This is a genomic window from Pseudomonas gorinensis, from assembly GCF_042015035.1.
In the GTDB taxonomy this organism is placed as follows: Bacteria; Pseudomonadota; Gammaproteobacteria; order Pseudomonadales; family Pseudomonadaceae; genus Aquipseudomonas; species Aquipseudomonas gorinensis.
The window spans coordinates 570,626-585,738 of record NZ_CP167125.1 but is presented as its reverse complement, the minus strand read 5'-3'; the positions used below and the strand labels follow the sequence as shown (position 1 = coordinate 585,738).

Below are 15,113 nucleotides of genomic sequence, written 5' to 3'. Positions count from 1 at the left end.
CTGCTAAACCCGATCGCTGAAAACCAGCGACGGGCCGAAGACTAGCCATCCATTCCAACAGTCACAAGGCGGCGGGGATTGTCTCGGAAACGTCCTGCAATTTAAAGGGACACGGCTTGCTGGCCCTTTACAAACCATGACGGTTTTTAATGGCAGCACTGACGAGCTTTCGCTTCTGACCATGGCACATGACTGCGTTAAATAGCCGCCTTCATTTCCTCCCCCGCTCGAACCCCATGGACAACTCCAACATCGCGATCACCCTTGTTTTGATCTCCGCCTTCATGCACGCCATCTGGAACGCGGTCGTCCGGGCGGGGAGCAGTCGCTTCATGACCTTGGCCATGGTCGATGGTACGGCGTTGCTGATCTGCCTGGCGGCACTGCCGCTGGTGAATACGCCAAGCCTGCAGGTGTGGGGCTACGTGCTGGTTTCCGTGGTGCTCAACACGGCCTATCGATTGTTTCTGATCAAAGCGTATGAAACCGGCGACTTTGGGCAGGTCTACCCGGTCATGCGCGGGGTGCCACCGGTTTTAGTCGCGCTGTTTTCCTATTTCCTGCTGCACGAGCAGCTATCGTTTCATGCCATGACGGGGGTGTTGCTGATTTGCGTAGGCATTATCAGCCTGACATTCGTGCGCAGGATGTCCGCGCGTATGTTCAAACCAATCCTGATGGCGGTGTGCGCAGGTGCTTTCATCGCGTCCTACACAGTGGTGGATGCCAAAGGTGTCAGAGCCAGTGAGACGGTGCTGCAATACATCATCTATCTGACGGTATTCCAGAGCATTCCGATTCCGGCGCTGGCGTTTTTCAAGAAACGTCTGGAATTCGCAGAGGCCATTCGCAACCATTGGAAAGTCGGCGTAATGGGCGGCGTTTTTTACCTCACTTCCTACGGCCTGGTGCTGTTCGCGCTGTCGCTGGATGCGGTGGCCAAGGTCTCAGCGTTGCGGGAAACCAGTGTTATTATCGGCGCCATTATTGCCGCGCTGTTTTTTCACGAGCGGTTCGGCTGGCGGCGGATGCTTTCGGCGTTCGTCATTGTTTGCGGGATCATCCTGATCAAAGTGAGCACCTGATGGGCCAACGTCCGCCACCTACACCCATGCTGCAAGCCTTTGTCAGTGCTGCACGAACAGGCAGTTTCGCCCGCGCAGCATCAGAGTTGAGCCTCACCGCCAGTGCCATCAGTCATCAGATCGCAGGTCTGGAAGAGTGGTGGGGCGTTCAGTTGTTCGAGCGCCATTCGCGGGGCGTCAACCTCACAACTGCCGGGCAGGCTTTGTTGCCGGTGACCGATGATTTTTTCAAAACCCTTGAGACGGTGTTGCACTCGCTGAATCCGAGCAAATCTCAGCCCCTTTATCTTTCGTGCACTTCGTCCCTGTGTTCGACCTGGCTAATCCCCAGAATGCATGGTTCCCACACAGACGCTTCATTCAATCTCGACCTGGTATTGACCAGTGCGGATATGAATAGCGCCAATCTCGGTGCCCATCAATTCGATGTTGCGATTGTGATGGGGTACGGCGACTACCCGGATCATCATGCCGAGCTTCTGATGCGCGATGCCGTGTTCCCGGTTTGCTCACCGGAGTTTCAACGCATGAATGGCGATATTTCGCTGACGGATATCGCGCAGTATCCACTCATTCACCGTGTGGACGATCAAGTGTGTCCAGGGTGGGAAAGCTGGTTTGCGTTCCAGGGCCTGGCAGCTGCGCCTTATCACCATGGGCCGCGCTTTCCGGACTCAAGCCTGGCAATCAGTCTGGCGGTGAAGGGTGGCGGGATTGCGCTGGCCAGGACAGCGTTGGTGTATGACCAGTTGGAAGAAGGTGCATTAGTCACACTAGGCGGCCCGCTGATGATGTCGCCGGCGGCGTACTACGTTATTTGTAGGAATGGGCGGCAGTCGGAACCTGATATCGCTCGGTTGATTGACTGGCTTAAAGAAAGCGCTAGAAAGTTTCAGCAAGAAGTTGAAATCCGGTATCCGCCAACCCCAGCGCACTTTGATCGTGTGATGTTACTGAAACTGAGGCAAAAAAAAGGCCGCACCCTGCCAAGGAAACGGCCAAAAAATTGTCGAGGCTTTGAAACTAACGTGCCGTGATCACCGACAGCTTGGTAATCCCCGCGCGCTCGATAGACGCCATGGCTCGCGCCACTTCGCCGTAGTTCACACCATCATCGGCCTGCAGTTGCACCCGCACATCGGGGTCCTTGGCTTTGGCCGCCTGCAGGTTGAATTCCAGCAGGTCCGGCTGGATTTCGTCCTTGTTGATAAACAGTTTGCCGGCACCGTCGATGCTCACCACCAGCGGGTCCTTCTGCTCCACCGGGGCGACCGCCTCGGTCTTGGGCAGGTTGATCGGGATCGCGTTGGTCAAAAGCGGGGCGGTGACGATAAACACCACCAGCAGTACCAGCATCACGTCGACCAACGGCGTGACGTTGATCTCGCTCAGCACCTCATCGCTGTCTTGGGTGGAGAAGGCCATCTCAGGACGCCTCCTTCACTTTTTGCGGGTTGCCGGCCGCGCCTTTGGTCAGCGCAGGGTGCAGCAGCACGCGGAACGAATGCTTCTGCGCCAGGCTGTAGAAGTCGTGGGCAAAGTCATCCAGGTCGGCCGCCGTGAGCTTCAGGCGGCGCAGGAAGTAGTTGTAGACCAGCACCGCCGGGACGGCGACGGCAATACCCACGCCGGTAGCGACCAGCGCCGCACCGATCGGGCCAGCCACGGTTTCCAGGCTGGCGGAGCCGGCCGCGCTGATCCCCTTCAGCGCTTCCATGATCCCCCACACGGTGCCGAACAGACCGATAAACGGCGAGGTACTGCCGATACTGGCGACCACGGCCAGGCCGGTTTCCAGGGAGCGGCGCTCACGTACGATCTGCTGGCGCAGGGCACGCTCGAGGCGGTCCTGGTGGTTGATCGCCTGGCTCAGGTCGGCCGCGTGCGGCGCTTCCCCTACCTGGATCGCGGCGTAACCGGCCTGGGCCACACGGGCCGCGGCGCCGGGCTGGGTCTCGGCCAACTCGGCGGCCGAGTCGAGACTCGATGCCGCCCAGAACTGTTTGTGGAACTTGCGATCCTGCGCTTTAAGGCGACCGAACTGCACGCCCTTGAGCAGGGCCAGGCCCCAGGTGGCGACCGAAAAGACCACCAGCAGCCAGATCACCGCGCTTTCGATGGATTCAAGTGGAGATGCTAATGCCATGATGTTTTCCCTCTTGTGCGGGTCGCGGCGTGTGCAACACACCGCAGCCGAATAGTTAGTGAATCTTGAAATCGATCGGTACGCTGACCCAGCCGTCCTGGGCCACATCGCCTTGCTTGGCCGGCACGAAGCTCCAACGCTTCACGGCGGTCAGTGCGGCGTCGTCGAGTTGCTGGCGACCGCTGCTTTTCTGGACCTGGATTTCGCCCGGCTTACCGCTGGCCAGCACATGCACTCGCAACAACACCGTGCCTTCCCAACCGCGACGCTGCGCCAGTGACGGGTACTCCGGCGCCGGGTTCTTGAGGTACGCGGCGTTGGCCGAAGCAGGGGTCACCGGGGCTGGCGCGGGCGGAGCGGGCGCGGGGGCCGGTGGCGCCGGTTGCGGTGGCGTGGGCGCCTGCTCGACCGGTTTCGGGGCGGGCTTGGGCTCAGGCTTTGGCACCGGCTTGGGCTTAGGTTTTGGAATCGGCTTGGGCGGTGCCGGCTTGGCGGCCAACTCATCCACCACCGGCGGCGGTGGCTCGACCACGGGCGGCGGCGGTGGTGGCGGCACAGGCGGTGGCGGTTCCACCACGGGCGGTGCCGGCTGGGAAAATTCGATGGTCATTGGCGGGATTTCCGGCGGCACAATCGGCAGCACCGGGGTGGGCTTCTGGCTCACCCAATAGATCACCGCACCGTGCAGGGCCAACACCAGCAACCCGAGCAGAATCCCCTCGCGACGGCTCGAAAAGCGCTTGGGGGTTTTCTGCAAACGCAACTGCCCTAACGGCGCGCGATGCGGCCGGCCAAGGTCGACCAACTCACCACTCGGTGCCTGGCGCCATAGCGCCTCGGGTGCACTGGCGGCGGTCTGGACATTGCCCATTGATTCACTCCCTACGGTTTCGCAACAAAAAAACCGACAGGCCTGCCAAAGCGGCCGTCGAGGGCTGAATCATCGGGGCCAGACGCTTATCTCTTAAAGTAATCTTTAAAGTTATAGATAGATCTAATCTGAATAAGAAAAATACCCGCAGGCGCCAAAGCCTCGTAATCCGTGGCCTGGCGCCCCAGCGCGGTTTTTTGATGCTTCTCAGGCATACAAAATATTCAGCAAAGGCATGGATCAGGCAGGGCTGTTTGCGCACAAATCGAGCAATTGGCGCTGCAAACTCTGCCCTGCCGCTCCCAGGCCACTGCGGCCATACAACGCCAGTCGCACGCCCTGCACGGCCGGCAAGCCACTCTCGGCCCCCAGCACCGCATGCCCGGCCTGCACCACCCGGCGCGGCAACAGGCTGATCCCCAGCCCCGCCGCCACCGCCGAGCACACACTGGCCAAACTCGCGCTGGAATAGCCGATGCGCCAGCGCCAACCCGCCACCTCCAGGTGCTGGAGCATTTCATTGCGGTACAGGCCGCCCACCGGAAACGCCACCAACGGCAATGGATCGCGCCCCAGGGAGGGTGTGCTGCGGCTGTCGACCCAGCACAACGGCTCGGGCCATGAGGCCAGGCAGTCGGCGCTGTCGCCCATCTGCTTGACCAGCAACACATCGAACTCGCCGCCGCGGTACTGTCGCTGCAACTCGGGGCCGAGACCGCTGGTGACCTCCAGGCGCACCCGTGGATACGCCAGCACGAACGCCGACAGCAACGGCATCAGGCGCTCGGCAGCAAAGTCTTCCGGTACGCCAAGGCGCAGCACGCCATCACTTTGCTGGTTGATCAACACATCGGCGGCTTCTTCATGCAGTGCCAGGATGCGCCGTGCATAGGCCAGCAGCCGCTCGCCTTCGGCAGTGGCGACCACACGGCGCTGGTCGCGGTCCAGCAACTGGCACGCCACCGCTTCTTCCAGCCGCCGGATCTGCTGGCTCACGGTGGACTGGGTCAAGTGCAGGCGCTCGGCGGCGCGGGTGAAATTGCCGCAATCCACCACCGCGACAAAACTGCGCAACAACACAGGATCGAACATGCTCGTCACCATTCCATTTGCCACTGATTGGCATGGTTATATTTAATTTCAGAATACCTCGCCAGCTGGCGATACTACCTGCCTCTTTTGGCACCTCGAACAGGCCCCGCATGACGTTTAACTCTTCATTCGTGAGCAAACTCGCGGGCTGGGGCCTGCTGGTGGTACTGGGCCTCAACCTGCGGCCGATCCTCAGCTCGATCAGCCCGTTGCTCGGCGAGATTCGCCAGGCCACCGGCCTGAGTTTCCAGAGCAGCGCCCTGCTGACCAGCCTGCCGGTGGTGTGCATGGGCCTGGTGGCGCTGGTGGGTGTGCGGGTGGAAGCGCGCTTGGGTGAACGGCGCGGCATTGCCCTGGGCTTGATGATGATCCTGCTGGCATGCCTGGCGCGCTGGCTGATGGGCCAGGGCTCGGCATTGCTGGCCACTGCCCTGCTCGGTGGTGCCGGTGTCGCGCTGATCCAGGCGTTGGTGCCGGCGATGATCAAGCGCGAATTCCAGCAGCGCGTGCCGGTGGCGATGGGAGTGTATTCGGCTTCGCTGATGGCCGGCGGCGGACTGGCAGCGCTGCTCAGCCCGCTGGTGGCCAGCCATTTCCAGCAATGGCAGGCGGGGCTGGGAATCTGGTTGCTACCGGCGCTGGCCGCGTGGCTGCTGTGGGTGTTCTTACCGCTGGGGGCGGCCAGAAGCTCCAAGGTGATGCCCACGTTCAAGGGCCTGCGCAATCGTCGCGCCTGGTTGCTGGCGCTGTACTTCGGCCTGGTCAATTGCGGCTACATGAGCCTGGTGGCGTGGTTGCCGGCCTACTATCAGCAATTGGGCTGGGGCGTGCTGCCCAGCGGTTCGTTGCTGGCGTTCATGACCATCTTCCAGGTGATCGCCGCGCTGCTGATGCCCGTGCTTGCGCAACGCGGTATCGATCGGCGGCCGCTGCTGGGCATTGCCTTGCTCGCCCAGACCGTGGGTTATCTTGGCCTGTTGCTGGCGCCGCTGGAATTGACCCACCTGTGGGTCGCCCTGTGCGGCTTCGGCCTGGGCGCGTGTTTCGCCCTGAGTCTGCTGCTGACCCTCGACCACCACCGCGACCCTCGGCAAGCCGGGCAACTGGCGGCCTTTGTGCAAGGCATCGGCTTTTTGATCAACGCGGTCTCGCCATGGATGACCGGCTGGCTGCGCGAACTTACCGGCCATTTCACCAGCGCCTGGTGGGTGTTGACGGTCACGGCAGTGGCGATGCTCATGGTGACGCGAGTGTTCAGCCCAGCCACCTACCGCACCGCCGCCGTAGCCGGCTAGAAGTCGTAGCGCCCGGTCAGCCCCAGCGTACGCGGCGTGCCCAGCAGCCCTTCATAACCGCCGTTACCGCCGGTCCACAGGGTGGTGTAGTAGGTCTTGTCGAAGGCGTTCTTCAGCCATAACGACACGTCCCACTGCCCCTGCTCATAGTTGCCGCGCAGGCCGGTGGACAGGTTGACCACGGCGTAGGCGGGAATCTGTCCATAGTCAGAGTCCTCCACCGTGCCCACGGCCTTGGAGCGGAAGGCATAGCTGGCGGTGACGTAGGGTTCGAAGCCGTTATCCAGGTTCCACTTGTATTCGCCGTTGGCGTTGGCGATCCATTTCGACGCCCCCACCACTTGATGCCCGCTCAGGTCGCAGGAGGCCGGCGCACCGGGGCGCAGACTGACTTCCGGCGGGCACGGTGCATCCTTGTAAGACAGGTAGCTCACATCGTTGAACGAGCCGTTGACGTTCAACGTCAGGCCCTTGATCGGCACCAGGGTGCTTTCCACCTCGACGCCCCGCGAGCGCACCGAACCGGCGTTGGTCAGGTACTGCACACGGTTGTCCTGGTCATAGGCATTGGTCTGGTAACCGTTGACCTGGGTCCAGAACAGGTTGGCATTGAACTGCAGCCGCCGGTCCCACAGCGTGCTTTTGAAACCCAGTTCGGCGTTGTTGGCGCGCTCGGTGCCGATCAGCAGTGAGTCGGCACCGGCCGTCGGTGCCGAGCCTACCGCCAGGTTGACCCCGCCGGACTTTTCGCCATGGGACAGCGTCGCGTAGCCCAACAGGTTTTCGTTGAAGCGGTAGCTCAGGTTGAGCAAACCCGAGGGGCTGGTGCTGTATTGCGTGAGGTCACCGGAATCGTACGCCCCCGCGCGGCCACGTCGAGCCGTAGCGGCAGCACCGCTGACCGCCGCACCGCCGAGGGGATTGTTACGCGTGACCCAGGCACTTTTTTCTTCATAGGTGCCGCGCAGGCCGGCGGTGAAATCCAGGCGTTCGGTGAGGTGCCAGGTGCCTTGGGCAAACAGTGCAAAACTGTCGGTGCGAATGTGCCCGTTGCCGACGCTGCTGACGTTGGCCAGTGCGCCGGCTGGCGTGCCGTTCCAAATGTCGGCCTGGGGCCCGTAATAGGCGAAGGATTTGTTGTCCAGCGAATTGCCGAAGTAGTAGGCACCGAGCACGTAATCGAAGAAACCGCCGGTGGGCGAAGCCAGCCGGAATTCCTGGGACCACTGCTTATCTTCCACCGACACCCCGGCGTTATACGACGCCGGCACGTTAAGGCCGTCGTCGTTGCGTGGGGTGAAGTTCCAGAAGCGATAGGAACTGACCGAGGTCAGGGTGAAGTCACTTGGCAACGTCCAGTTGGCTTCCAGCGACGTGCCGCCCTGGAACACCGTGACCTGCTGGTCGCTGTCCAGGTTGACCTTGCGATGGGTGCCATCGACCAGGGTCGCGCCTGCCGCGTTGGCCCGCGACTGGTAGAGGTTGGTGCCGTTGATGGTCGGCCCGGTGCTGTACAGCACACGGGTGCCGGCGCTGGAATCCTCTTCGTTGTAATCGCCGATCCAGCGCAGGTTGAACGCCTCGCTGGGCTTGTACAGCAGTTGCCCGCGAAAGCCTTGGCGCGAGCCACCGTTGAGGTCATGGCCGTTGTATTCGTTCTTGATGTCGCCGTCGCTGCGGGTGCGATACGCCGAGAAACGCCCCGCCAGCTCATCGGTGAGCGGGCCGGAAATCGTGCCCTTGGTCTGGAAGTAGCCGTCCTCGCCCAACGAGGTTTCAATGCTGCGCTCCGGGGTGAAACTCGGCGCGCGCGTGCTGATGTTTATCACCCCGGCCGTGGTGTTTTTGCCGAACAACGTCCCTTGCGGGCCGCGCAAGACTTCAAGCTGCTCGATGTCCATCAGGTCGAACACCGCCATGCCCGGCCGCCCGAGGTAAACGTTGTCGATATACAGCCCCACGCTGCCCTCAAGGCCGTCACTCGCCGGGTTGTTGCCCAGGCCGCGAATCGACACGCTGGACTGGCGCGCATGCATGTAGGCGACGTTGACGCTGGGCACCAGTTGCTGCAAATCCTGAATCCGATACACCCGCTGGCTCTCCAGGGCCTGGCCACCGATCACGCTCATGGGCGTCGGCACATCCTGGGCACTTTCGGTGCGGCGCCGAGCGGTGACCGTGACGGTTTCCAGTTGGCCAGTGGCGTTCTCGCCTTCGGGCGCAGGCTTGTTTGCGTCGGCCGCGTGGCTGGGCGTCCAGCTGGCACTGCCGGCCAGCAACAGCGCCAGCGGCAAACGCTTGAGCCGCCAGGGAGAGGAAGGGACAGCGGACTTCAACAGACTCATAAGCGGCTCCGGAACCCGGAAATATCCATCGAGAGATATTCCTTTAGGTTATTTATTTATGTTTTAACTAACATTTACTGCATAAGAGATAGCCTTTATAAAGAGTCGACCTAATGCATAGCCAATGCATTTCCCGGATATTTTTGATGTGAAAAATGCATATCGATTTGCGCCAGCTTCGTCACTTCATCGCCCTTGCCGAACAACGCAGTTTTGTCGCAGCCGCGTTGACGGTGAACCTGTCGCAGTCAGCGTTCAGTCGCAGTATCCAGGCCCTGGAGCACAGCGCCGGCTGCCAGCTGATTGACCGTGGCCGTAAAGACCTGGCACCGACCAAACAAGGCCAGGTATTGCTGGAGCACGCCCGGCGCCTGGTCAGCGGTGCGCAGCAACTGGCCAACGAGATCGACCAGTTCAATGGCCTGGAGGCAGGGGAGTTGCGCTTCGGTTGCGGCCCGGCGCCAGCGGGTGGCTTGGTGCCCCGCGCCATCGGCAGTTTTATCGGGCGCTACCCTAAGGCACGGGTGCAGTACCAGGTCGACGACTGGCAAAGCCTGAGCAAACGCCTGCTCAGTGAAGAGTTCGAGTTTTTCGTCGCCGACACCCGCCACTTCGAAGCCAACCCGGACTATCACACTCACCGCCTGCGCCCGCGCCGCTGGTATTTCTGCTGCCGCGCCGGCCACCCGCTGGCCCTGCGCGACAGCGTGAGCGCCGCCGAGCTGATGAGTTACCCGCTGGCCGTGACCATCCGCCCGCCCAACCTGCGCAAGGTCATCGTCGACCTCAGCGGCCGCCCCGATTACCAGCCCAATGTCGAATGCGAGAACGGCTATAGCCTGATGGGTGTGGTGCTGCGCTCCGACGCTATCGGCATCGTCAGCGCCAACAGCGATGTGCTGCACATGGCCCGGGGCGAGTTGGTGTGCTTGAAGATCGAGGGCCTGGCCGAGGATCTGGAGGAGCGTTACACCCGCTACGGCATCGTCAGCCGGGCCGGGTATCGCTTGTCGCCGCTGGCGCAAGCGATGATCGAGCAGATCAAACAGATCGATGAGTTGGATGAGGATGTGTGTGCACTGGAGAATGTCGCGGTTTAGGCCATGCATCCACTGCATGAAATCCAGTCCCCAAATGCACTTGCCAGCCCCCCACCCGAACGGCGAAAAACCTCACCTGTCCTCCGTCTGGTGAAACCCCATGCCCCACTCCCAACCCGTGCGCAACGTGCTGTACATCATGTGCGACCAACTGCGCCGCGATTACCTGTCGTGCTACGGCCACGCTCACCTGCACACGCCGAACATCGATCGCCTGGCAGCCGCCGGTGTGCGCTTCAGCCGCGCCTATACCCAAGGCACCATCTGCGGGCCCTCGCGCATGTCGGCCTATACCGGGCGCTACGTCAGCAGCCACCAGGTGGCGTGGAACGCAGTGCCGTTGCCCCTGGAAGAACTGACCATCGGCGACTATCTGCGCCCCCACGGTATCCGCACGGCGCTGGTCGGCAAGACCCACGCCACGCCCAATGTCGAAGCCTTGCAGCGCCTGAATATCGACCCTGGGAGCGAGCAGGCCGAGCCATTGAACGAGGTCGGCTTCGAGGCGTACTTGCGTCACGACGGCATCTACCCCGACAGCCCGCTGTTCGATGACAAACGCGAGTCCGCGCCCTACACCCATTACCTGCGCGAACAGGGCTACAGCGGCACCAACCCGTGGCACGAATGGGCCAATGCCGCAGCAGGTGAAAACGGCGAAGTGCTCAGCGGTTGGCACATGCGCAATGCCAGCCTGCCCGCGCGCGTGGCCGAGGAACATTCGGAAACCGTCTACACCACCGACCGCGCTATCGACTTTATCCGCGAGCAGGCCGAACAACCGTGGTGCCTGCACTTGTCCTATATCAAGCCACACTGGCCCTACATCGCACCGGCGCCCTATCACGCGCTGTATGGCGCCGAGCATATCCAGGCACCGATCCAGCCTGGAGAAACCAGCGATCACCCGGTGTACCAGGCGTTCCGCCAACACCAGGAGAGCCTGAACTTTTCCCGTGACGAGGTACGGCTCACGGTGATTCCCACCTACATGGGCTTGATCAAACAAGTCGACGACCAACTGGGGCGACTGTTCGATTTCCTGCAAAGCAACGGCCGTTGGGACGACACCCTGATTGTGTTCACCAGCGACCACGGCGACTTTCTCGGCGATCACTTCCTCGGCGAAAAAGAATTTTTGCTGGAGCCGGCCGTGGGCATTCCGCTGATCGTGCGCGACCCACGCGCCGCGGCCGATATCAGCCGTGGCACAGTGGACGCGCGGCTGGTGGAAACCATCGATGCGCTGCCGACCTTCCTCGAGGCCTTGGGCCTGCCCGCCGCCGACCATCGCCTGGAAGGCCGCTCGCTGATCCCGCTGCTGCATTGCCAAGAAACGAGCTGGCGCCGCTACGCCATCGCCGAGTACGACTATGCCTTCCAGGCCCCGGCCCGCGAACGCCTGGCGCAACCCATCGACCGTTGCCGGATGACGATGGTACGCAGCGAGCGCTGGAAATACCTGGCGTACGACGGCTTTCGCGCACAACTGTTCGACCTGGAAAACGACCCGCAGGAGCTGCACGACCTGGGCAGCGACCCGGCCTATGCCCAAGTGCGCGACATTCATTTGGGGTATCTGTTCGAATGGCTGCGCGGGTTGAAGCGGCGCACCACCATCAGCCACACAGAGATCGATCTGCGTGGCCAACGGTTTCGTTACGGTGAGCCGGAGGCGGAGAAAGTGGTGAAAATCGGCGTCTGGTAAACCACAAATCGAATGTGGGAGGTGCCGCTGTCGCGCAGCAAATGGGTACCTCCGTGGCAAGCCCTGATGCCGATCAGTTAAGAGATAGAACGGGCAAACAGTAACCCGTGGCGAGCGGGCTTGCCCTAATGCCGTTCAGTTAAGCGTACATCGCCTTTTGTAGGAGCGAGCTTGCTCGCGAAAAACTCACAGGCGCCGCGTTCATTCAGGAGACACGCGTTATCGTTGACGTTTTTCGCGAGCAAGCTCGCTCCTACAAAAAAGCCTTAACTGAATGGCATCAGGGCTTGCCCCCTCCCACAGGTGAAGCGTTGTCAGCTCAGAGACCTTTGGTGGTCTGGCTGCGCTGCCCCTGCACACCCACCGGCACATCGCCCTTGAGCGTCACCCGGCGCACGATGCGTTCCTGGGTGCCGTAGTCGTCCACCGCGTAATGCTGGGTCGCGCGGTTGTCCCAGATCGCCACGTCGCCGGTATTCCAACGCCAGCGCACGGTGTTTTCCAGGCGGGTGACGTGGCTTTGCAAGAGGTTGAACAACTGGGTCGAATCTGCCTGGGAATAGCCTTTCAGGCGCTTGACGAAGTGCCCCAGCAACAGGGTCTTCTCACCACTGACCGGGTGTACGCGCACCACCGGGTGCTCGGTTTCGTACACCGTCGAGGTGAACACCTTGCGGTATGCCTCAAGCCGCTCTGCCGACACATCCGGCTTGAGCGCGGCGTAGTCGTATTCGTTGCTGTGCACCGCCCACAAGTTATCAGCCAATGCGCGCAGTTCGACGCTGAGGTCGTTGTAGGCGCTTGAGGTGTTGGCCCACACCGTGTCGCCACCGGACTTGGGGGCGAGTACCGAACGCAGGATCGAGGCTTTCGGGTAGGCGTCGACGAAGGTCACGTCGGTGTGCCAGGAATTGGCGCGCTGGCCACGGGTACCGTCCAGTTCCATCAGGAAGCGCGTACCGTCGCGCACCGGCACCGTCGGGTGGGCAATCGGCTCGCCGAGCAAGTGGGCGAAAGCTTCCTGGCTCTGGTCATCGAGGTGGGTCTGCTGACGGAAGAAGATCACCTTGTATTGCACCAGCGCCTGCTGGATGGCGTCGACCGTGGCGGCATCCAGATCGCCGGACAGCCTAATGCCACGGATCTCGGCGCCGATGCGGCCAGCGACCGGGTGAATATCCAGTGCCTGGGCGACGGGTTGAACAGCTAATGCGGCGTTGCTCATTGTGATGACCCTCTTGTGCCTACTGATGGTGGGGAGCTTTCCGACAACGCTCTATTCATATGCAATTTAGATCTAGCAAATGAACCAATGCTTCATTGACGGAATAAGAGCTTGCATTTAAAACCTCTGCTCCCGTGGTCGCAAATGCCTTCGACCTATTTTTAAGATGCAGGGAAAGCATATGGATCTTCGCCAACTGCGGTACTTCATCGCCCTCAACGAACACCGCAGTTTCGTGCGTGCGGCGGACGCCATGGGCATCACCCAACCGGCGTTCAGCCGCAGCATCCAGGGGCTGGAACAGGAATTCGGCTGTGTGCTGGTCGACCGCGGCCACAAGGATCTGCGCCCCACGCCGGAAGGCCAGGTGGTACTGCAACACGCGCTGACCCTGGTGCATGGCGCCAACCTGCTGAGCAGTGAAGTGACGCGCATGACCAAGCTCGACGCCGGCGACCTGCGCTTTGGCTGCGGCCCCGCGCCAGCGGTGAAACTGGTGCCGGATGCGGTGGCGCGTTTTATCAGCGCCCACCCGAAAATCCGCACCAGCTTCCAGGTGGATAACTGGGAAAAACTCAGCCGCGCCCTGAGCCGCGAAGAGATCGAATTCTTTATCGCCGACATCCGTCAGTTCGAAGCTGATCCGAATTTCCAGACCCGTGCACTGACGCCCAAGCGCGGGGTATTTTTCTGCCGCCCGGGGCACCCGCTGCTGGACAAGGACAGCCTGTCGACCAACGACATGTTCGACTACCCGCTGGCGTCGCCGCTGATCTCCCAGGGCATTCGCAAACTGTTGGCGAACCTGAGTGGGCGCATGGATTTTTCCCCGAGCATCCAGACCGAACATTTCCCGGCGCTGGTGAAGATTGTGCTGCAGTCCAATGCCATCGGCGTGGGCACCGAGGAGGCGTTCGCCGACGACATCGCCCAGGGCACGTTGAAGCTGCTGCACTGGCGCAACCTGCCACAGAACATGGAGACCATGAGCGCCCGCTGCGGCATCGTCAGCCGCACCGGTTCGCGGTTGTCGCCGGCGGCGAAGGCGATGATCGAGACCTTGGTGGAGGTGGACAGCCAGGAGATGAGTGTGGCGGTTTGAAGGGCCTCATCGCCTGGACACCACCCAACTCAGAGCCCCGCCGCCGCCAGATTCGGCGCCACCCAGTCACTCACCTGGAACGACTTGCGAATCAGCTTCTCTTGGGAGGCCAGGTCCACCGCGCCCTGCAATTTAGCCAGGAACACCGGGTCCAGGGTCGACGGGAAGACCTCGCTGAGGGTCTGGTCTTTCAAGTCATTGGTGAGGATCAGCGGCGGGTAGCTGGCCAGCCCGGACACCAGCGCAATGTAGGCTTGCTTGTTGTTGTCATCGGTCAACCATTGCACCGCCTGCTGCTGGGCCTTGAGCAGCTTGGCCACGGCGTCGGGATGCTCGTCGACAAACTGTTTGCTGCCCACCAGCACCGCCTGGACGCTGCCGGCGCCGCCGAGATCCTTGGTGGTCAGGGGTATTTCAGCCAGCCCCTTGGCTTGCAACGCCGTCAGGTTCGAACCGCCCCAGGTGGCGTCGATCTGCTTGGCGGCCAGCGCCGCACCGGCGGCGTTGAAGTCCAGGTTGATGACCTTCAGGTCTTTTTCACTCAAGCCCTGGCTGGCCAATGCGGCATCGAACGACAACTGGCTGGCCGTACCACGGAACACCGCGACGCGCTTGCCCTTGAGGTCCTGCAAGGTCTTGATGCCTGAGCCCGGCACCACGCCGAGGTACTGCTTGACGTCGCGCGCGCTGGCACTGAGCAAGCGCGTCTCCAGGCCATTGGAGCGGCCGATGATCGCCGCCAGGTCGCCCAGGTAAGCCAGGTCCACCTGCCCGTTGGCGAAGGCTTCATTGATCACGGGGCCGGCGCCCTTGAAGTAGTTCCACTGGATCTTGATGCCTTGGTCGGCGAAGGCTTTTTCGAAGATCTGCTGCTCGCGCAGCACGTCCGTTATGCCCCCACCACTGTGCTGGCTGCCGGCGCTGAGGTCGGGCACGGCGATGCGGATTTCCTTGAGGTCGGCAGCCTGTACCAGGCCCGCCAGTGCGGTGCCTGCGACCAGGGTGATCAGACGTTTGAAAGGCAGTTTCATAAGCGCAGCTCCTTGTGGGCGAGGGTCGCCTGGGGAGCAGAAAGTAGGCACAGGCGGATAAAAACTTTAAATACTATAAATTCACAATTTAATAGCTTTTAGATCTATACAAG

General features: G+C 61.7%; 13 protein-coding genes. 6 read left to right on the top strand and 7 right to left on the bottom strand.

Annotation, left to right across the window (positions count from 1 at the left end; all coding sequences use genetic code 11):
* The first annotated feature begins 236 nt into the window (after positions 1-236).
* Positions 237-1,085: an EamA family transporter gene (locus AB7933_RS02625; RefSeq protein ID WP_024072764.1), complete on the top strand. Its 849-nt coding sequence runs from the start codon at positions 237-239 to the stop codon at positions 1,083-1,085.
* A complete protein-coding gene (locus AB7933_RS02620) occupies positions 1,085-2,122 on the top strand; it encodes a LysR substrate-binding domain-containing protein (RefSeq protein WP_024072763.1) in 1,038 nt (345 codons plus the stop codon). The genes AB7933_RS02625 and AB7933_RS02620 overlap by 1 nt, the downstream gene beginning before the upstream one ends.
* Here AB7933_RS02620 and AB7933_RS02615 read toward each other — a convergent pair.
* From AB7933_RS02615 to AB7933_RS02600, 4 genes are all read right to left on the bottom strand, one after another.
* Positions 2,109-2,510: an ExbD/TolR family protein gene (locus tag AB7933_RS02615; RefSeq protein ID WP_010565408.1), complete on the bottom strand. Its 402-nt coding sequence runs from the start codon at positions 2,508-2,510 to the stop codon at positions 2,109-2,111. The two genes, AB7933_RS02620 and AB7933_RS02615, sit on opposite strands and share 14 nt — an antisense overlap.
* 1 nt (position 2,511) lies before the next feature.
* Positions 2,512-3,234, bottom strand: a complete 723-nt coding sequence (locus AB7933_RS02610; protein ID WP_093235410.1) for a MotA/TolQ/ExbB proton channel family protein — start codon at positions 3,232-3,234, stop codon at positions 2,512-2,514.
* Between the two features lie 52 nt (positions 3,235-3,286).
* Entirely contained in the window at positions 3,287-4,102 is an 816-nt protein-coding gene (locus AB7933_RS02605) for an energy transducer TonB (protein WP_024072761.1), read from the bottom strand.
* A gap of 240 nt (positions 4,103-4,342) precedes the next feature.
* Positions 4,343-5,194: a LysR family transcriptional regulator gene (locus AB7933_RS02600; protein ID WP_024072759.1), complete on the bottom strand. Its 852-nt coding sequence runs from the start codon at positions 5,192-5,194 to the stop codon at positions 4,343-4,345.
* A 110-nt stretch (positions 5,195-5,304) separates the two neighbouring features.
* Here AB7933_RS02600 and AB7933_RS02595 point away from each other — a divergent pair, with 110 nt between their 5' ends.
* Positions 5,305-6,489 carry a CynX/NimT family MFS transporter gene (locus AB7933_RS02595; protein WP_024072758.1) on the top strand — a complete coding sequence of 395 codons (1,185 nt, stop codon included), beginning with the start codon at positions 5,305-5,307 and terminating at the stop codon, positions 6,487-6,489.
* On the opposite strand, the gene AB7933_RS02590 is transcribed toward AB7933_RS02595, so the two are convergent.
* Complete coding sequence (locus AB7933_RS02590; protein ID WP_024072757.1) at positions 6,486-8,834, bottom strand: TonB-dependent receptor; 2,349 nt, start codon at positions 8,832-8,834, stop codon at positions 6,486-6,488. The two genes, AB7933_RS02595 and AB7933_RS02590, sit on opposite strands and share 4 nt — an antisense overlap.
* Before the next feature lie 155 nt (positions 8,835-8,989).
* On the opposite strand from AB7933_RS02590, the gene AB7933_RS02585 reads away from it, so the two are divergent.
* Together AB7933_RS02585 and AB7933_RS02580 are read left to right on the top strand one after the other, a co-directional pair.
* The gene (locus AB7933_RS02585) at positions 8,990-9,934 is read left to right on the top strand and encodes a LysR family transcriptional regulator (protein ID WP_024072756.1); all 945 of its coding nucleotides are present in this window, start codon (positions 8,990-8,992) and stop codon (positions 9,932-9,934) included.
* Positions 9,935-10,034: 100 nt separating this feature from the next.
* A complete protein-coding gene (locus AB7933_RS02580) occupies positions 10,035-11,642 on the top strand; it encodes an alkaline phosphatase family protein (RefSeq protein WP_024072755.1) in 1,608 nt (535 codons plus the stop codon).
* A gap of 319 nt (positions 11,643-11,961) precedes the next feature.
* Here AB7933_RS02580 and AB7933_RS02575 read toward each other — a convergent pair whose 3' ends face one another.
* Entirely contained in the window at positions 11,962-12,867 is a 906-nt protein-coding gene (locus tag AB7933_RS02575; RefSeq protein WP_024072754.1) for a TauD/TfdA dioxygenase family protein, read from the bottom strand.
* A 181-nt stretch (positions 12,868-13,048) separates the two neighbouring features.
* Here AB7933_RS02575 and AB7933_RS02570 point away from each other — a divergent pair, with 181 nt between their 5' ends.
* Positions 13,049-13,969 carry a LysR family transcriptional regulator gene (locus tag AB7933_RS02570; protein ID WP_024072753.1) on the top strand — a complete coding sequence of 307 codons (921 nt, stop codon included), beginning with the start codon at positions 13,049-13,051 and terminating at the stop codon, positions 13,967-13,969.
* Between the two features lie 29 nt (positions 13,970-13,998).
* Here the strand turns inward: AB7933_RS02570 and AB7933_RS02565 are convergent, their stop codons facing one another.
* Positions 13,999-15,000 carry an ABC transporter substrate-binding protein gene (locus AB7933_RS02565; RefSeq protein WP_024072752.1) on the bottom strand — a complete coding sequence of 334 codons (1,002 nt, stop codon included), beginning with the start codon at positions 14,998-15,000 and terminating at the stop codon, positions 13,999-14,001.
* Positions 15,001-15,113 lie beyond the last annotated feature (113 nt).